Consider the following 16787-nt stretch of genomic DNA (forward strand, 5'->3'; position numbering starts at 1 on the left):
CTATACCGTCACTGGGATATTGAATCTTGCCAATGGAAAGATCCAATACAGGAAGCAATACACTTTATGTAACTAACACTTCTACTACACTGGTATTACCGGATATTCATCAGCAGATTACATTATAGGAAATTAAAAATCGTTCGAGTGGGAAGTTCAGGAACTTATGATTATCCACTTGGAACATCTTCAAAATATGAATTGCTCCACATTGACTTTGTCAAGTACTGCTGAATTTTCAAATGTATTGGGTTCATTTAATGCAGAAGTCCAAATGATGCTGCACGCGATCTTGATTCCTGTGAGTGCATCCGGGGGAGTGGAATGATGACAGAACTTCTTGGCTTCCATGGTTCTTGGTCGATGGCTTTTTCAAATTCTACACTGACTTCAGGAACATTCGCAATTACTGTTAAAGAGCAAGGGTGCACTTAGTAGTAAAATATTAGACGGAACAGTTCTTACATTAGCCAATGGGGCGGAGTTCAAGTGCTGACTGGCTTCCGGCAGGTTAACTCATGATGATGCTGCGATAATGCTCTGCGGGAGTAACTTAACTGCTCAACAAGTACGACCATTAACAGGAATTGGAATCTTTGCAATTGCAATCGGAGATTTTTTGCTGCTTTTGTTGGCCCCATCATTGAGAAATTGGAGCTTTGCCCGGAGCTATAGAGTACACCAATCGCTCCTTTCCCCAAATATAACGCGAGGGTAGATGCCAGGGTACGAATGAAAATGCTTAATAATGGAGCAACATTGAATGATATTGATAATTCAACGACAAATTTACAACCACCCTTCCCGACCGTCATCCAACTATCCGGCGACGAATCTGCCCTTATAGAATGGAAAATAGCATTTAAAAAAAAGCCACCACGAGCCTAGAGTACAACAATAAAGAAGATGGCCGCTACCGGAGTTGATATTGATGGTAGTTCAGGAATGAAGAAAATTTATTGATGCAACCATGCCTTTGAGTTATAATTTAGGTCCATTTACGACATTAACGGTTGCCAGTCTTCAAAGGTAACTATCGTGCAACAGGAAGCTTTGCGAATCTAAGCGGCATTGATACAGCAGCTAAGTAGCTTGATGTTTGAATTGAATTATGTAAATGTCAAGTATAACATGTATCGGACATTTGGCAACAGTTTCAAATGCCTCTTCGGCGGAAACGAGCAAACCGTCCATTGGTTTTGTAAATCCACGTTTAATACTGACGAATAAAAACATTGCTCTTCCTATCAGGTTGATCTCTTTCAATGCAAGTCTGAACAACAATAATGTTAGTCTGAATTGGAGCTGCAGCCTCAGAGGTAAACAACTTGATTATTTTACAATTGAGCGTTCAAAGATGGTCAAAATTTTACAAGCGCTTTTTAACCAAAACAATGGTACAGGTGATTCGACATTCGAACGCGACTAGCAAGCCAATGACCCCAGTCCGTTTCAGGGTTGTTCATACTACAGATTAAAACAAACGAATTATGACGGGCGTTTCACATACAAGTAAAGTTGAAGCGATCCAAGAACAAAAAGGAGGAATGGCCATGATGAAGCTGCCGGTTGAGATCACTGCAATTTCTCAATCCCATTCGGTGATGAGTTTAAATTAGTTTTATTAGAGCAAAAACCGAGGTTGAGATCAGTATGGTTAACACAAGAGGAGATCATATTTAGAGAAACTGTTATTGCAGAAGATGGCTATAATTCATACAAGTTTAACGACAACAAAGGTCCTACAAGTGGATATTATTTTGTTTCCGTCAACTACAAAGGGCAAAGGTTACAAAGAAGATCTGAAGTATTAAGAATCCTAAGCAAATCAACAATTATTTATATAGCCACTTGGATTGAATATCCGGGTGGCTTTTTATCTTCAGATTGCTAATATTTGATATCTGCGTTTTTCTGCCGAGTTCTGCGAGATCTGCGGGAGAAAAAATTATACTAAAATATTTCCCGCAGTTCTCGCAGAACTCCTGAGATCGCTCACGGAATTCTATATTGAATTCTGTAAGATTCAACGTCATTAATTACAACAGATGTTGCAACTCTAGAATGTATCTAAGAGCATAATTGCGATAAATGAAGAAAATTCGTTTATCGGATTATGATTTCTGTTAAAATTCAAAACAGAATGAGATCATCTAGACCAAATAGAATGAGACAACGACGTGAAATGAAATTAAAAACGTCGTTCAGGCGTGTTGCATGGTGTCATCTGCCTTAGTAGGAGTACTTGCTATTGGGCTGACATTGTTCTTTAATTTTTCATCGAATGAAGATGCGTATGCAGCGGTAACAAATGAATATCGGACAAAGCATCAGGAAACTGGAGTTCGACTGGTACATGGCAGAGATATAACGGAAGTTCATGGGTAAATGCAACATCAACACCAACTTCATCTGAGCAACAATCACCATTTTATCCGGTCACACGGTAACAATAACCTCAAGCGTAGCTGCTGATCAGATTGTTGTAAATAGCGGTTAGTACATTAGTCCAGAATTCCGGAATTACGTTGACAGTTAATAATGGTTCAGGTACAAGATCTGGCCGTTTCAGGAACATTTAAAAATGCAGGAACAGTAACCATAAGCGCAAGTGCAATAGTTGTTTTCAAAGTTCAGGGAAGTATCAGCACAATTTTACAACCTCGGGTGGAACAATTCCTACAGCAACTTGGAATTCAGGATCAACATGTGAGATCATAGGATTCGACATATAACAATTCTTTGAACGGTTATGGACAAGCGTTTTCGAACTTTTGTTTGGAATTGTCCTTTACAATTAAGCTGGGTAGATTTGAATTCAGCATTAACAAATGTTACAGGAGATTTTACTATAACATCAACGCCGGACTGACAGGTGGATTGCGATTATCTAAAAATCCGGCTTCAACCTTATCAGTTGGTGGAGATTTTACATTTACAGCAGGAAATTTTTTCTTTATCTGATGGAAGTAATATTACATCAGTAATGAATGTAGCAGGAGATTACACACACACATTGGGAAGTTTTTTAGTATAGTTGATGGAAGTGGTAGTACAGGCAATGTAAACGTTTCCGGAAATTATACTCATACAGCAGGAAACTTTGACAGTAGGAGGAAACTCAAGTACAAGTGCGGTAATTTCTTTTGCCAGATCAGGTTCGCAAACATTCACTACAACTCTTCCTGTTGTAACAGGTAATGTTGATTGGAAAATTAACAGTGGTTCTACACTTGTGATGGGATCAAGTATAATGTATGGAAGAAATTTTACACTTTCTGCAGGTGCGGTCTTTCAATGGGTTCTTTGTTGGGTATCTCAGCAACAGGATTACTTGGCAATATTCAAGTTTCAGGTACACGATCATATAGTACCGGTGCTGATTATGTTTATTCAGGAGGGGCTACACAGAATACAGGTGGAGGAATCCCTGGCAACGGTTAGAAATCTGACTGTAAATAATGGAGGCACATTGACCATGTCAACAGACTTCACTGTTACAGGAGTACTGAATCTGGCTAATGGAAAGATCAATACGGGAAGTAATACGTTGTATGTTACCAATACTTCTACGAGCAGTATTACCGGATATTCATCTGCTGATTATATCATAGGAAATTTGAATCGTTCTGTCGGAAGTTCTGGAACATATGATTATCCATTAGGGACAACTTCGAATTATGAGTTGTTGACACTTAAATTATCTGGAACAGCAGGTTTTTCTAACGTGCTTGGAAAGTTTACATCAGCAGACCCGAACGATGCATCGTATGATCTTGATTCGATAACAGCAAGTGGTGTGCACATGTCTGAGTTACTTGATTATGGTTCATGGACACTTACACCTAATTCAAATCTTACATCAGGAACTTTTACAGTAACATTAAATGAAGACGGGTATAGCAATACAATTCTTGATGGTACTGTGATCACTCTGGCAAATAGAGCAAATTTGACTTCTCAGTGGCTACCGGCAGGAACTCATGATGATGCAAATCAGTCAGTAGTTTCTGGAGTTGCAACAGCTGAACGTTCAACACTAACTAGATTCGGAATCTTTGCTATTGCAATCGGCGATTTCCCAATGTTTGCAAATCCGACACTGAGGAGTGGTACAGCAGGTGCTGTGAATGCTATCTATGTTTTTCCAATTGTAGTTCGCGGTGTTGATGCCTGGGTCGAGATCATGAATTTGTCGAATGGAGCAACCTTAGATAATATTGATAATTCAGCTGTAGGTTACAATTCGTCCTTTCAACCTTTCATAAACTACCCTGCAGGCAGAACGGCTTATATAGAGTGGAAAATAACATTCAAAAAGGCCGGAACAAGTACTGACACACAATAAAGAGAGTTACAGCAACCGGAGTTGATGTTGATGGTAATAGCAACGTTAGAGAGTTTATTGAAGCAACAATGCCTTTGAGCTACAATCTTGATCCATTTACTAACTTGACGGTCACAAATTTAGGTGGTAGTTATCGTGCTTTGGGATATACAAATGACATCTCCAACATTGACTCTTCGAGAAGACAAGCTATGTATGAATTGAATTACGTCAATGTAAATACACTGATGTATCGAACGGGAGCAATTAATGTATCGGGCTCATCGCAAACCAGACAGACATCCTTGTTCTTTAAGGCCTTTTATCTGACAAATAAAAACATAGCCCTTCCAATTAAATTGATTTCTTTCGATGCTAAATTGAGGAACAACAATGTAAGTTTGACATGGGCAACTGCTGCAGAGATCAATAATGATTTTTTACGATAGAACGTTCTACAGATGGACAGACCTTTGAGCCAATTCTCACTAAGCGAGGAGCAGGGAATTCGACTGTTACTCTTGAGTATGAAGCCAATGATCCAAATCCATTGGATGGATATTCGTATTATAGATTAAAGCAAACTGATTACGACGGACATTTTTCTTATAGCGATGTAGAAACAGTAAAGAATAAAGGCGGGCAAAATGATATAGACGAAGCAGAAGTAGAAATAACAGCTATCTCGCCTAATCCATTCTCCGACGAATTCAAGATCGATTTCATTTTAAAACAAAAATGTCAGGTAGAAGTCAGTATGATCAGCTCAAAAGGTGAAATGATCTTTAATGAAGCTGTTATGGCTGAAGACGGATATAATTCGTTTTCGTATACCGATAACAAAGGTCTCACCAGCGGATATTATTTTGTGATCATCACTTACAAAGATCAGAAGGTGACGAAGAAGATCATGAAGATGTGAGCAGCTAAAAAATTTAAACACTAAGACCACAAGTTCACAAAAGACCACGGAATTCTCTGTACTTCTATTCCGTGGTCTTTTGTGAACATGTGGTCTTAGTGTTTTTCTTTTTGTGTTTCATTTTATCTTAAGCTCTCGATTAGCCTTCAGCATTTCTGCCATCGTTTGATCATTTAACATTCCATTGATCACAATTCCAATTCTCCGCGATTTCGTTTCCGGTGTCTTTGCACTACCGACCCATTTCGAATAATAATTCTGATACGACTTCGGAAGTTTTTTGAATTTTCCATATGCAATCGGTTCATCTTTCAAACAAAGCACTAATTCCTTGTCGAGCTGATACTCCTTTAAGTCTTCTTCAAGTTTTAAAACAACTTTATCGCCTTCTTCTTTTCCAATCTTTTTTCTAATCGCTGCTTTAATAGGAATAATAAACGTACCTCCGCCCATTGGAATCATCGCGATCTGTGAGATGGCCAATTCATCGATAAAGCCTTTCACTTTGTAGGATCGTTTGTAATCAGCTTTAATTTTATTCGCTTGAGCTGCGCTGATATCGACATATGACCAGCCTGTCTTCTCGCCATTTCTACTATATCTTTTTATGATTGCTTTTATAGTAACCATATCTATTTTTGATTTTCAAAATATGAATCTATTCTTGCCGCAACATTTTTTCTGATATTCATATAGAACAGATTGTAATCGCTAATGTGATAGTTTTTTCCAATATGAACAAATTTACCTTTTTGGGATTGTGAACCCATAGAATTCCTTCATTTACTTTTGCATCAGTTGCATTGGCGATAAATTTAAAATTTCTGTCAACGCCACCGAAATTGTCCATTTTACTTACGACACTCGTATCTCTTTTCCATGACAATGGATTAGTGCAATATTTATTTACACCAATCAATTTATTGTCTGTCTTAGATCCCCACTTGTAGGAATTCCATGAGATCAGACAACCGGTCTGTGTTGATGAATCGCAAGCTTGTATTTTGGTGTAAATAGAATCAGTTGTAAAACCGATGGCGTATGCGCAAATGAATTTGTCTAACAGTATAGGATCATTTTCAATCCGGTCTCGTAATAATTTGAAGGCGTGTCTGCTCCCTGACTATGCGAAGCAATAATAAACGGTCGGTCCTGATTGTAATTCCTGATGTAATAATCGAAAGCTGCAAGAACATCGCTGTACGCAAGTGCCAGAGCTTGTTCGCCGCTATCTGTTTTCTTTTCTATGAATGAGTATAATGTTGCCTGACGGTAACGGGGCGCATAAACTTTACAGGATCCATTGAATGCACTTGCCTGCATTCGAATCGGGTATTCATCAGTACGTTTGTTCAGTTTTTCATTAGCCAAATCAGCATTCCAGCTTCTCGCGCTAAAATTAACTGTAGGATGAATATAAAATACATCTACTCTGGCAGTGGATTGACCATCCATTTCTGCTGAATTTATTGGAACGGCATCTGCGCTATCGATTTTAGTTGGCAGTGCTGCCCAATTTGAAGTATCTGAATAATCAGGTTTCGCAGGTTCTTTGTAATAGGAAAAGGAATGTCCTGGTCTGAAACAACCAGTGGATGCAATTGAAATGATAATTAGTAAACTAATTCTTAAAGATTTAATATACATATTTTTGAAGAAATTCAGAGCGACTGAATTAGATTCAAAAGTAAGTTAATTATAAAGAAAATAAAACATTAAGCAATCTATAATTCATCACAATCCCGATGGCTATCGGGACACAAGGAGAAGCATGCGATTTAATCTGCGCCAAATTCTGCGAGTTCTGCGAGATCTGCGGGAAATATTTTAAGCGAAATTTTTTCTCCCGCAAATCTCGCAGAACTCGCAGATTTGGCGCAGATCCTAAAAACACAAATGCCCGGCAGATCCTAACACCTACCGGGCAATGAAGAATTATTTTCTAATGATTAATATTATTTCGTGATGATCACACTTTTTCTCATCATCTTATCGCCATTCATGATGCGGATCCAATATAATCCGGATTTCATTGATGAGCTGTTCACCACATAATTGATCTCAGCCGAAGAAGAATTTATTTTTTCTGTCGCTACCAATTTAGAAACCTGATCGAAGATGCTGATCGTAATTGGTTTTTGCGTATCCAGACTATTCATACTGATTACGAAATTGTCGCCTGCCGGATTTGGATAGATCGATACGCTATGTGAATTGTCGTTCAGTGAATTTACACTGTTGATGAGGTAGTCGATATGCACTTGTTCCGCAACCATTCACACTCACTGCAGATACAAAATAGTCGCCTGTTGCTTGCGGAACGAAGAAGCTTCCCGTAGCAGACAAGATCGGGCTACCGTTGAAGTACCACGCATAAGCAGTATAACCGGGAGAAGCGAAAAGTGTATCATTGACAGCACTCACAGTGAAATTTGTCGGTGATTGAAGTACATTGATATAATTCGGCATGAACATCGTATCAACGCCATAGTTGTTTGTAACAATGAGCATTACATCAAATGTTCCTGCAGTGTTATAGCAAATACCTGTTGGGTTCTGAGCGATGCTTGTCGCAGGATTTCCACCCGGGAATGACCACTGATAAGAGATGGCATTTACAGAAAGATTTGTGAAATCGATGCATGTTCTGGAACATACAGGATCTGTGCCGTACATGAAGTCAGCAACAGGAGGAACAACGTTTGACAATTTTACAATCCAGAAGTCGCAATACTTTTTAGTGATATCATAAGTATCTTGTGATTTGTAACCTGCAATCTGGCCATTCGTATGATTGGCAGCAACGATACTTCCGTCATTTAACAAATATGCAAATCCGCTGTCATCTCTTCCTGAAGTGAAGATCGTTTTATCCCATAGTACATTGCCTGTAGGATCAAGTTTTACAACCCAGTTGTTTTCCTGACCCAGATTATTTTCTGTTTTGTCGCCACTTACCTGTGAGTAAGAAGTTGCAGCAATGAAGAATCCGTTGTCAGATGTCTGAGTGATATTACCGAATTTGTTTTCATTGTAACTTCCACCAAGCGATTTGTCCCACTGAATATTTCCGAGGTTATCTGTTTTGATTACCCAGATATCAGAAGTATTTACCGGACCGTTATTCGCTTCTGTTTTTTCTCCACCAACAGAAGAGTATGAATTTCCGGCCATCAGGAATCCTTCATCACGGCTTTCTATAATCGAGTAAAGGATATCATTTGCAGCACCACCATATCGCTTATCCCACACCTGATTTCCCTGTGCATCCATTTTCATGATCCAGTAGTCGCAATAGTTGACCAATCCACGGTTACCGAAAGAAATGTCGCCACTTTGATCAGACCATGTATGACCGGCCAAAATGAAAGCATTATCTTTAGTACGTGTCATTGCAGTTAACTGATCGTTTCTATTACCACCGAATGTTTTATCCCAGATCCTATTTCCGGAAGCATCAATTTTTACAACCCAGTAATCAGGGCCACCAAAAGATGCTTGCGTTTTATCTCCTGTCATAGACGATAGAGAATGTCCGCCAAGCAGGTAACCATCATCACCAGAGATGACGATAGCATTTAGTTTGTCTTCATAGATTCCACCAAACGTTTATCCCATTGTTTCACACCTTGAGCGTTGATCTTTACGATCCAGTAATCAGCATAGTCGTGACCCGACTGATCCCAATTCGCTTCTGATTTATCGCCGCTAATTCCGCTGCGAGAAAATCCACCGAGAAGAAATCCGCCATCACCGGTTTGAAGAACGCAAGTAAGTTCATCTTCTAAAGAACCGCCAAAGCGTGCGTCCCATAATTTGACACCGGCAGAATCGGTTCTCACTACATAATAATCCCAGCTACCATTACTTCCCTGAGTCTTGTCTCCATCATTAATAGATAAAGAAGATCCGGCGAGTAAATAGCCTTTATCATATGTAGGCAGGAATACTTTCAGCTTTTCATCTTTGGTACCACCATAACGGTAATCCCATTCGCGCTGAAAATTGTTTTGAGCATAAATAGTAGTTGTCATGAAGAACATGGCTACCTGAATACTCTTAGTAAGTAGTGTTTTTGTGTATCGTGTAAGCATGAGGTCAAAGTAGTTTCGACGTCACGGGATATCAATTTAAAGTGGTAAATGGTAAGTAGTGATTGGTAAGTGGTAAGTAGCAAATGGTCGAGTTAATCATAGAGGTGTAAGAAACAAAGTGTTTTTTGTTCATTTGTTTTATGATAAAAAAATTGATGTTTTCACAGTGAATGTGAGAATAGAAAATTGACAGTACAGATAAAGCGATCCACTACATGTGAAAATCCATTCACCAATGAAAATTGCAAAAAGCTAATAGTGCATTTATAGAATTGAATTCTGTTTAATAAAATGAAAGTATTTTTAATTGCTAATGTGGATAGGGTTCATTGTTTAAGGTTTAAAGTTAAATGTTGACTCTGTGGGCATAAAAAATGAAAGTTTAATGTCCTGCCTAGGTGCGTTAAGCGTTATCGAACATTAAACAAACCACGTCCAAGGAACTTATCTCGCTCAACTTCACCCAAATACGATCTTGAGGCGAATGAGTTGACTTATAACACAACTTAAATCCTCCCAACAGTGGCATTTTTGTTAGGATGTCACTTTCGAAATACCCTGAAAAAGCCTTTTTAGAGGCAATAGGCAAGAATATTAAGGCCTATCGGGTAAAAAAGGGCCTTACTTTGGAGCAATTGGGAGAAGACATTGGGACAGACAAGTCGAATATGTTAAGGATAGAACAAGGCAAAAACATCACTTTATTGACATTATTGAAGCTTTCCGGATTTTTAGAAGTGGAACCGCATATACTTATTAAGACGACCTTTTCAATGACCATGGAAGACATCGAAAAGTATGTGACCCGCAAAAAAGACAAGAAGCCCGGAAAAAGTGGCGAGAAGTAGTGCATTATATATGACTGCTAATGAAAGTCTTTCGACCATTTTCCTTTAAGCCATTGATTTTACTAGAATTCAAGCAACATTAAACCGTTTGTAAGGGTATAATAATCTCTTTTTTTACTATTATTGCACTCCGAAAAAATGGTCCTGTGGCCGAGTGGTTAGGCAGAAGTCTGCAAAACTTTGTACAGCGGTTCAAATCCGCTCGGGACCTCCAATTTCTATTCATTAGAAGACATTAAGCCTCATTTCGCAAGAATGAGGCTTTTTGCTTTTCATTAGGAGACGTTAGGAGCCGTTAGGATGAGGAAGTGATTCGTTTACGATTCGCTAAGAGGGTTTTGGGTGATTCGCTAATGAGTGCCGTCTGCGGAAAAATGAACCATAATGTATCAATGAATTTGCAATCCGGTTCTTGAAAATCACTTATAAAATTTAAAAATGCACTAAAGCCTGAAATATTTTGCCATATTATACTCAATAGAAAATTTAATAGATTTGTTAGAACATGGAATGCTTGACAAACACAGAAACCATCAATGAGATCAATGAACGAAAAGCTACTTATTATAAAAACATCAGTCAGATTATTTTTAATCTGTAATGTATTCTATCTCTGTTCATGTAGTAATTCTGCAGAAGACAATAAATTTTCTATGCAAAATGTTGATTCTTCGAGCGCACATTTAACAGAAAATAAGTACAAAGATTCACCTGAGATGTTTGGACATTTCAAATATTATATGACTGAAGAAGATTATAATTTAATAAATAGCTTTTACTATAAAAACACTTATTCAATAGGATCAGGGGTGTATACATTTAAACCATTGTTTTATAACGATTCATTGATTATGATAACATTGTTTTTAAATGCCGAGAGCCCTTTTCAGTCAATTGATGAAACCCTTGGTCTGATAAATAAAAAATATGGCCAGCCAGAATATGATGATTATATTAAAAGCCAAGTAATGATTGATTGGAGAACTTCAGAAAGCACTAAAATTAAAGCCATAAAGAATTACAAGACAAAAAGCCATCAAGGATTTGAAACGGATTCGAGATTCGAATTCAAATACTACGATTTCAATATTTTCGAACGCATGATAAATAGCGAATACGAAACCAATATTCGAGCGAAGGAAAAAGAGGATTCATTGAAACTATTAAAGTTGTAACGTTTGACTCTAAATCAAATATTCTCAATAAATTTTTGTACCTGATTAGAATCGCAATTAGGCGGGGATTTCAGTTGATAGGAATTGCCTTTGGAATGCAATTGTGTTTTCGATTTTCTGCTTAAGTTTTTCTTGTTGATCATCTGGGCATGGATATTTTGCAAATGTTGATTTAATATTACTCTCTTCTACATTCATTCCAACGTTAAATGGATGAATCCAATTCACTGCATAGCCTTCCTTCGAGCCCGTCTTAAAGGGGACGTTACACTTTACAATTCCACTCTGTCGAAAGTCTAAATCGTCAAAGACCGTAAACATAAGATCACTACTTCCACCTTTACATAATTCGAATGATGAATCGTTTTCGGCAAAGCACTCAGGTGAAATATAGCATCCTGCCCATTCAAGACTGTTGCCTAATTCATAAGCTTTAATAATCGCTTTGCCAATAATTGAAGCATCAATTGCTTTTTGGTTTACCGCCTTTCGATTGTCAAAGATTGTAACGGAATCCATAACTATTGCTCCGCGTAAGGCAATATTATATTGTGTTTTGAAGCATTTCCAAATTATATTTCTTACTGCTTTTACTATTGAATAAAATGAAGGGTAGCTAGTGTCATCTGACCACAAAATAATTGTATCAGAAATAATCAAATAATTTATTTCCTGGTGTTGATTTAGCTTAAACTCGCTTTTCCCTTTTTCAGGATAGGTCAATGTATAAGTATGTTGTGACGAAACTATTTCTGTCAAATTTTGAAACACCATATTATATTCTTCAGATTCGGAATTTTCAATGATTGATTTAAAGCCCAGTATATCTATTAAAGCCACAAATGATTTTGGATAGAATTTAATTCCGATTTCTGCCATGTTGTTAAAGATTATTTTTACTCAATATCTGTAAACTTCGAGATTCCGCCAAATATAATTCTGATTTCTATCGACTAATTTTCTTTCGTCTATGCTTTTTTATACCTTGTGAACATGGAGCCACAAGCATATACAATTATTGGTACAATTTCGGGTTTAATTGTCGGAGGATTGGTAACAAATCAATTGAACAAAGCTCATTTTAAGAGAACTCAAAAAAGCAGATATTTCCAAACTAGAAATTCAAAGGCAGGCAGAAGTACTTCATAAAATGATTATTGCGCTTTCAAATATAGAAGCGTCTTCAAGAAAACTTATTTTTACAGCAAAACAAACGGTAGCTACTGGCTTTTCTTATTTCAGTCATAAAATCTATTGGGAGAATGTCGCTAAAGGTGAATATGGAATGTTTACTTACAAATCGAGCTCAACTCCAGAAGAAATCAAAAAGCAAGATGAGTTAAACAGAATTTCATACAATTCGAATATTAAGGACTATCAATTTCAACTAGCAGATTTGATTCAGTATTTAACAGAATTCAATTCATATTTAGATGGTGATGATATGATTTATAGTTATGTCGATCAGCTCGAATCATTCAATTATAATACGTATAATAATTTAGAAGTTAGAGATTCGGGATCGATTAAAACTTTTTTCGAGAATTCAAATTACGATGAGCCATACGATTATACAGAAAGAGAATTGGTAAAAAGATATTAGATGAAATTATACTCAAAGTTAGGAACGAAGTAGATGATAGAAGTAAAGTACTTTTACCTTTTGGGGATTGGAAAAAATATTGCGACAAGTACCTAAAATAAATTTGTAGTGATAAAATCAAATAAAGGATTTCTATTATTTAATAGACTGCTTATCTTTTAATAGTGCATTAAATTAAAATGAAATATAAACTTACAATTTACCTACTAATTCTCGTTGCCTGCGGGTCAAATAGCAAATCATCAAATGTGCAAAGCAAAAATGTTCCTGATGTTGACGATTCAATTAAAAATAAATCAGCTTCGATTTCGAACGATACTCTTTCCGGTCCATTTATTCGACCATGTTATTACAGTCGTGTGCAAGATAAGAATGTAAATAGTTGGCCAGGAAAACCAGATACTACCGGAATGTTTTCAGCGAAAATCACATGTGGTGGAAAAAGCAACAAAACATTTATTATTTACATCAATGCCGGCGTCGTTGTTCAGTCCGGAAAACTTCTAGACAAGAGCTATGAATGCGGAACTGAGTATAAATCAAATTTCATCGACATGAATTTCGATGGATTCCTTGACTTTAAAGTAAACTACGAGATGGGCGCCACAGGTAATAGTTGGGATGAATACTGGTTATTTAATCCGGCAGATCAAAAATTCCAATATAACATTCAACTATCGGAATTGATTTCTGCCATACCATATCCGAGAGAAAAGCGAGTTGAGTCTTACAGTAGGAGCGGAATGGATTACCAAACTTTGGAAGACTATGAATGGAACAGAGGCGCATTGACAATGGTAAAACGAGAAATTGTAAATGCTGATTCTAAATTTGTTCATCAAATTTATGAAAAGAAGAATGGGAAATTAGTACTTACGAAAGCGGATAATGAAAGATTGAATATTCGGAACTGATCTTTTTTTAAAAAAGTTTGGGCGTGATTTTGTTTTGATATATTTGAAATCAAATAAAGTTTCCATTTATTTTATAGCGAACATGGCCAAAATAAAATTGAATTCCCGGAAAGTAATCTTTAAAAAATAAATTAACATCGTTAGCCATGTGCGGACAAAGAACAGACAATATCATATACCAAGATACTTTTTATCATTTGGCTACCTTGCCATTGGATTCGTATTTAAAAGCACTTAAAGATCCTTTAGAGTTTCAAAGCCCTGATACTGGATTGCAACGTGGTTATGAAGGAACTTGGGAGATAAGAGACAATTTACTTTTACTGGTGAAACTGGATGGCTATTTTTATAATTATCGAAAGGTTGATATTCATTGTTTATTTCCGGGAGAAGATACCGTCTTTGCAAATTGGTTTACCGGTAAATTGCGGATTCCGTTTGGCTTTCCAATCTATCAAGGGGGTGATTATTTTCAATCAATATTTGATTTTGAGCTTACTATAAAAATTGAAAAAGGACACCTCGTTGGCACAAGAATGCAAAACACAATGAAAAAGGGTCGTAAAAAAATGTTAAAAGAAGCTGAATTGCAAAGGACCTATCCATTTTGAGAAACAGAAACAGAATCAATACGATTCGCTAAGGGGGGGGGTGCTAAAAAAGTTCGTCAGCAGGAAAGTTATTTATCAAAATGAATCTTTAATCTATATTCCAAATAGCATTTGAGTAACCATCTAAAGCTTCATCGCTGAATTTTTGATCAATGGTGCCGCCATATTCATCGGAAATACCTATTTTAAAATCTTCGTAATCTTCCTTGTTTCATTTCGCTTTACAATGTTAATATGGGACTATATTGAGTTTAAATTCACTCTTTGATTTTTCAGCCTTGTAAAATTCTAAATTAGGATAATGAAGTTTTTCAACCAAAGCTTGAATAGTTTCTGATTCTTCAAATGGGGTGTTAACTCCAAAGATTATTTTTTTAACATACCTTGTATTAAATTCATGCAAACCCGCATTGTTAAGCACGACTCTAAATTCCTGTTCATCTTCCCAGATTTTCGCCTTCGTTAAAACCTGACCCATTAAAGACGAGGTAAAATCTACATCATGCTCAATGAAATTTTGATAATGATTATGTTCAGGATAATTTACCTTCCAATAGTAAGCATTGCTAAATAAATGTTCATTTGCATCTAATTCAACACAAATCCCTCTATGTTTATCCGCATAATGTGACCACATTTTTATTGAGTCTGGAACTGTGGTCAAACATAGAATACCAAATTCTTCATCAGCTCTTTTTTGAACTTCACTACAAAGCCTTTCTTCAAAAATAGCTGGGTTAACCTTCCAGTTCTTTAAGAACTCATTTCTTTCCAAATTAAATACTAGATGCTTCCATCTTCCTGCTATGAAATCATAATATTCACCCATTCTTTTTTCAGTTGTTCCAACTCCAAATATCATAGGCGCTTTGCAATCGAAAGGGTCATTGAAATTTTTGGGTGAACTAAAATAAAAAGTACGGTTTATTAAATTCTCGAAAAGGAACCTATCAATTCTTGTATAATAGAATAGCGGATTATTTACGCTTTCCGTTGCTTCTTCATTAACCATGTTTTAACTCCTTCTTTTATTTCTTTTTCTGACATCAATTCTGAGACCCATACCCAAGTTTCATAACCTTCAGCAAGTCCATTTGGAACGATATTTTTATATTCAACATAAATTGCACTCGGTTTCTGCTTATTTAAAAACATTTCATAAGTACCGATATCTTTTAATCCTCCTGACACGTATTGATAAGTACCACTTCCTCTTAGAGGATTAAAAGGATCTAATTGCATAAATCCCTCAACCTCTCCTAATTGGTAAAATGCTTTAATGGAATAACTTCTTTCTCCTAAATATCTAACTTGCAATTCAGAATCAATAGACTCATAAGCTTCTAAAGGCTTGTATTTAGTATTGATTATTGCAGTATGATCAACTTCGAAAATCTCTTTTCTTTTATAAACTCCTTGAGCTTTGCCATAGACAAATTTTTCTGTGTAAAACTCTTTCACTTCAAGGATCAATAATAGAACGACTGCTCCTAATATTCCTGCGATAATATCTAAGGAATATCCTCTCCAAATGAGAAAGTACCTAAGAATGAGAACAGCAAGGAAAGTTGCTATTGCGCCAATTGATAGCCAGAAAATATTTCTCCTTCTTGAAGTTCCAAATTTCATTGTATTTTAATTAGATTCTGCGCAAGAGAAAATCGTTTTTCCGCAAAATAATAATTAAATGATTTTTTATATTCAGAATAATAACGTTCAATCTTAAGCACTTTATCATATCTGAGAATCTACAGTTTAATTTATATTTGGCTGAACTAATAAAATATTTTTAAATTTACTAAAAATAAAATCATGATGAAAACAATAACACTTGATTATAATCTCCTACATGGCTTAGGCCTTGTACTTGTATTTCGAGCAATAAAATTTCAAGGTGAACCTGATAAAGAGGGCCTAATTTCTGGAATAATGCCTAAAAACGCTGGACAACAGTTAGCAATAGCAAATTTATTGATGGAACGAGTAAATTACCATCGAGATAACTCTATATGGGAAATTAGTTTTTATAAATCTGAAATCGGCATTTTAATAGGATCCTTAACGCAAATGTACCAAGAATTACACAATAAAATTGATAAAGGCCAAGATGATCGTCAGTTTATGTCTGACATCGCATTCATAATTAAACTTTTGCAAGAATAATATTCTCTCCAAAATCCAATAGTTGCAGGAAACTACTGTTAAGGTTGTTGAAGTATCTTCTGTACTGGCTCTTCATATATTCTTTGACCAGAATCTATAAACATTAAGAAAAAAAGATGTTGCCTAAATA

The 16787-nt window shown here is 36.3% G+C and carries 22 protein-coding genes and 1 tRNA gene; 14 read left to right on the forward strand and 9 right to left on the reverse strand.

Annotation, left to right across the window (positions count from 1 at the left end):
- Positions 1-1117: 1117 nt before the first annotated feature.
- The 7 genes from IPL24_13615 to IPL24_13645 all read left to right on the forward strand — a co-directional run bounded on the left by IPL24_13615 (position 1118) and on the right by IPL24_13645 (position 5249).
- Positions 1118-1429, forward strand: coding sequence for a hypothetical protein (locus IPL24_13615; GenBank protein MBK8364649.1), 312 nt, complete (start codon positions 1118-1120; stop codon positions 1427-1429).
- 791 nt (positions 1430-2220) lie between these two features.
- Positions 2221-2388: a hypothetical protein gene (locus tag IPL24_13620; protein MBK8364650.1), complete on the forward strand. Its 168-nt coding sequence runs from the start codon at positions 2221-2223 to the stop codon at positions 2386-2388.
- 153 nt (positions 2389-2541) lie between these two features.
- Positions 2542-2721: a hypothetical protein gene (locus IPL24_13625; protein MBK8364651.1), complete on the forward strand. Its 180-nt coding sequence runs from the start codon at positions 2542-2544 to the stop codon at positions 2719-2721.
- A 57-nt stretch (positions 2722-2778) separates the two neighbouring features.
- Positions 2779-2964, forward strand: coding sequence for a hypothetical protein (locus IPL24_13630; GenBank protein ID MBK8364652.1), 186 nt, complete (start codon positions 2779-2781; stop codon positions 2962-2964).
- A 139-nt stretch (positions 2965-3103) separates the two neighbouring features.
- Positions 3104-4348 carry a hypothetical protein gene (locus IPL24_13635; protein ID MBK8364653.1) on the forward strand — a complete coding sequence of 415 codons (1245 nt, stop codon included), beginning with the start codon at positions 3104-3106 and terminating at the stop codon, positions 4346-4348.
- A gap of 68 nt (positions 4349-4416) precedes the next feature.
- On the forward strand, positions 4417-4776 hold the full coding sequence (locus tag IPL24_13640; GenBank protein MBK8364654.1) for a hypothetical protein: 360 nt from the start codon (positions 4417-4419) through the stop codon (positions 4774-4776).
- A 101-nt stretch (positions 4777-4877) separates the two neighbouring features.
- Complete coding sequence (locus IPL24_13645; GenBank protein ID MBK8364655.1) at positions 4878-5249, forward strand: T9SS type A sorting domain-containing protein; 372 nt, start codon at positions 4878-4880, stop codon at positions 5247-5249.
- A gap of 117 nt (positions 5250-5366) precedes the next feature.
- On the opposite strand, the gene IPL24_13650 is transcribed toward IPL24_13645, so the two are convergent.
- From IPL24_13650 to IPL24_13675, 6 genes are all read right to left on the reverse strand, one after another.
- Positions 5367-5879, reverse strand: a complete 513-nt coding sequence (locus tag IPL24_13650; protein MBK8364656.1) for a DUF1905 domain-containing protein — start codon at positions 5877-5879, stop codon at positions 5367-5369.
- Between the two features lie 58 nt (positions 5880-5937).
- Positions 5938-6333 carry a DUF3089 domain-containing protein gene (locus IPL24_13655; GenBank protein ID MBK8364657.1) on the reverse strand — a complete coding sequence of 132 codons (396 nt, stop codon included), beginning with the start codon at positions 6331-6333 and terminating at the stop codon, positions 5938-5940.
- Entirely contained in the window at positions 6309-6896 is a 588-nt protein-coding gene (locus IPL24_13660) for a DUF3089 domain-containing protein (GenBank protein ID MBK8364658.1), read from the reverse strand. The genes IPL24_13655 and IPL24_13660 overlap by 25 nt, the downstream gene beginning before the upstream one ends.
- Positions 6897-7204: 308 nt before the next feature.
- Positions 7205-7510, reverse strand: a complete 306-nt coding sequence (locus IPL24_13665) for a T9SS type A sorting domain-containing protein (GenBank protein MBK8364659.1) — start codon at positions 7508-7510, stop codon at positions 7205-7207.
- Positions 7455-8768, reverse strand: a complete 1314-nt coding sequence (locus tag IPL24_13670; protein ID MBK8364660.1) for a hypothetical protein — start codon at positions 8766-8768, stop codon at positions 7455-7457. Before IPL24_13670 ends, IPL24_13665 begins: the two co-directional genes overlap by 56 nt.
- A 59-nt stretch (positions 8769-8827) precedes the next feature.
- Positions 8828-9343: a hypothetical protein gene (locus IPL24_13675; GenBank protein MBK8364661.1), complete on the reverse strand. Its 516-nt coding sequence runs from the start codon at positions 9341-9343 to the stop codon at positions 8828-8830.
- A gap of 539 nt (positions 9344-9882) precedes the next feature.
- Between IPL24_13675 and IPL24_13680 the strand changes: the two genes are divergently transcribed.
- From IPL24_13680 to IPL24_13690, 3 genes are all read left to right on the forward strand, one after another.
- A complete protein-coding gene (locus IPL24_13680; protein MBK8364662.1) occupies positions 9883-10191 on the forward strand; it encodes a helix-turn-helix transcriptional regulator in 309 nt (102 codons plus the stop codon).
- 140 nt (positions 10192-10331) lie between these two features.
- Positions 10332-10405: transfer RNA gene (locus IPL24_13685), tRNA-Cys, on the forward strand.
- Between the two features lie 526 nt (positions 10406-10931).
- Positions 10932-11366: a hypothetical protein gene (locus IPL24_13690; protein ID MBK8364663.1), complete on the forward strand. Its 435-nt coding sequence runs from the start codon at positions 10932-10934 to the stop codon at positions 11364-11366.
- Positions 11367-11423: 57 nt separating this feature from the next.
- On the opposite strand, the gene IPL24_13695 is transcribed toward IPL24_13690, so the two are convergent.
- Positions 11424-12245, reverse strand: coding sequence for a hypothetical protein (locus tag IPL24_13695; protein ID MBK8364664.1), 822 nt, complete (start codon positions 12243-12245; stop codon positions 11424-11426).
- A gap of 271 nt (positions 12246-12516) precedes the next feature.
- On the opposite strand from IPL24_13695, the gene IPL24_13700 reads away from it, so the two are divergent.
- The 3 genes from IPL24_13700 to IPL24_13710 all read left to right on the forward strand — a co-directional run bounded on the left by IPL24_13700 (position 12517) and on the right by IPL24_13710 (position 14494).
- On the forward strand, positions 12517-12969 hold the full coding sequence (locus IPL24_13700) for a hypothetical protein (protein MBK8364665.1): 453 nt from the start codon (positions 12517-12519) through the stop codon (positions 12967-12969).
- Between the two features lie 179 nt (positions 12970-13148).
- The gene (locus tag IPL24_13705) at positions 13149-13883 is read left to right on the forward strand and encodes a hypothetical protein (protein ID MBK8364666.1); all 735 of its coding nucleotides are present in this window, start codon (positions 13149-13151) and stop codon (positions 13881-13883) included.
- Positions 13884-14029: 146 nt separating this feature from the next.
- A complete protein-coding gene (locus tag IPL24_13710; protein MBK8364667.1) occupies positions 14030-14494 on the forward strand; it encodes a hypothetical protein in 465 nt (154 codons plus the stop codon).
- A 229-nt stretch (positions 14495-14723) separates the two neighbouring features.
- Here IPL24_13710 and IPL24_13715 read toward each other — a convergent pair whose 3' ends face one another.
- The gene (locus IPL24_13715) at positions 14724-15506 is read right to left on the reverse strand and encodes a DUF2971 domain-containing protein (protein ID MBK8364668.1); all 783 of its coding nucleotides are present in this window, start codon (positions 15504-15506) and stop codon (positions 14724-14726) included.
- Complete coding sequence (locus tag IPL24_13720; GenBank protein MBK8364669.1) at positions 15476-16123, reverse strand: hypothetical protein; 648 nt, start codon at positions 16121-16123, stop codon at positions 15476-15478. Before IPL24_13720 ends, IPL24_13715 begins: the two co-directional genes overlap by 31 nt.
- Positions 16124-16309: 186 nt before the next feature.
- Here IPL24_13720 and IPL24_13725 point away from each other — a divergent pair, with 186 nt between their 5' ends.
- Entirely contained in the window at positions 16310-16657 is a 348-nt protein-coding gene (locus IPL24_13725; GenBank protein MBK8364670.1) for a hypothetical protein, read from the forward strand.
- The last annotated feature ends 130 nt before the right edge of the window (positions 16658-16787 follow it).

This window comes from Bacteroidota bacterium (genome assembly GCA_016711505.1).
Taxonomy (GTDB): domain Bacteria; phylum Bacteroidota; class Bacteroidia; order AKYH767-A; family 2013-40CM-41-45; genus JADKIH01.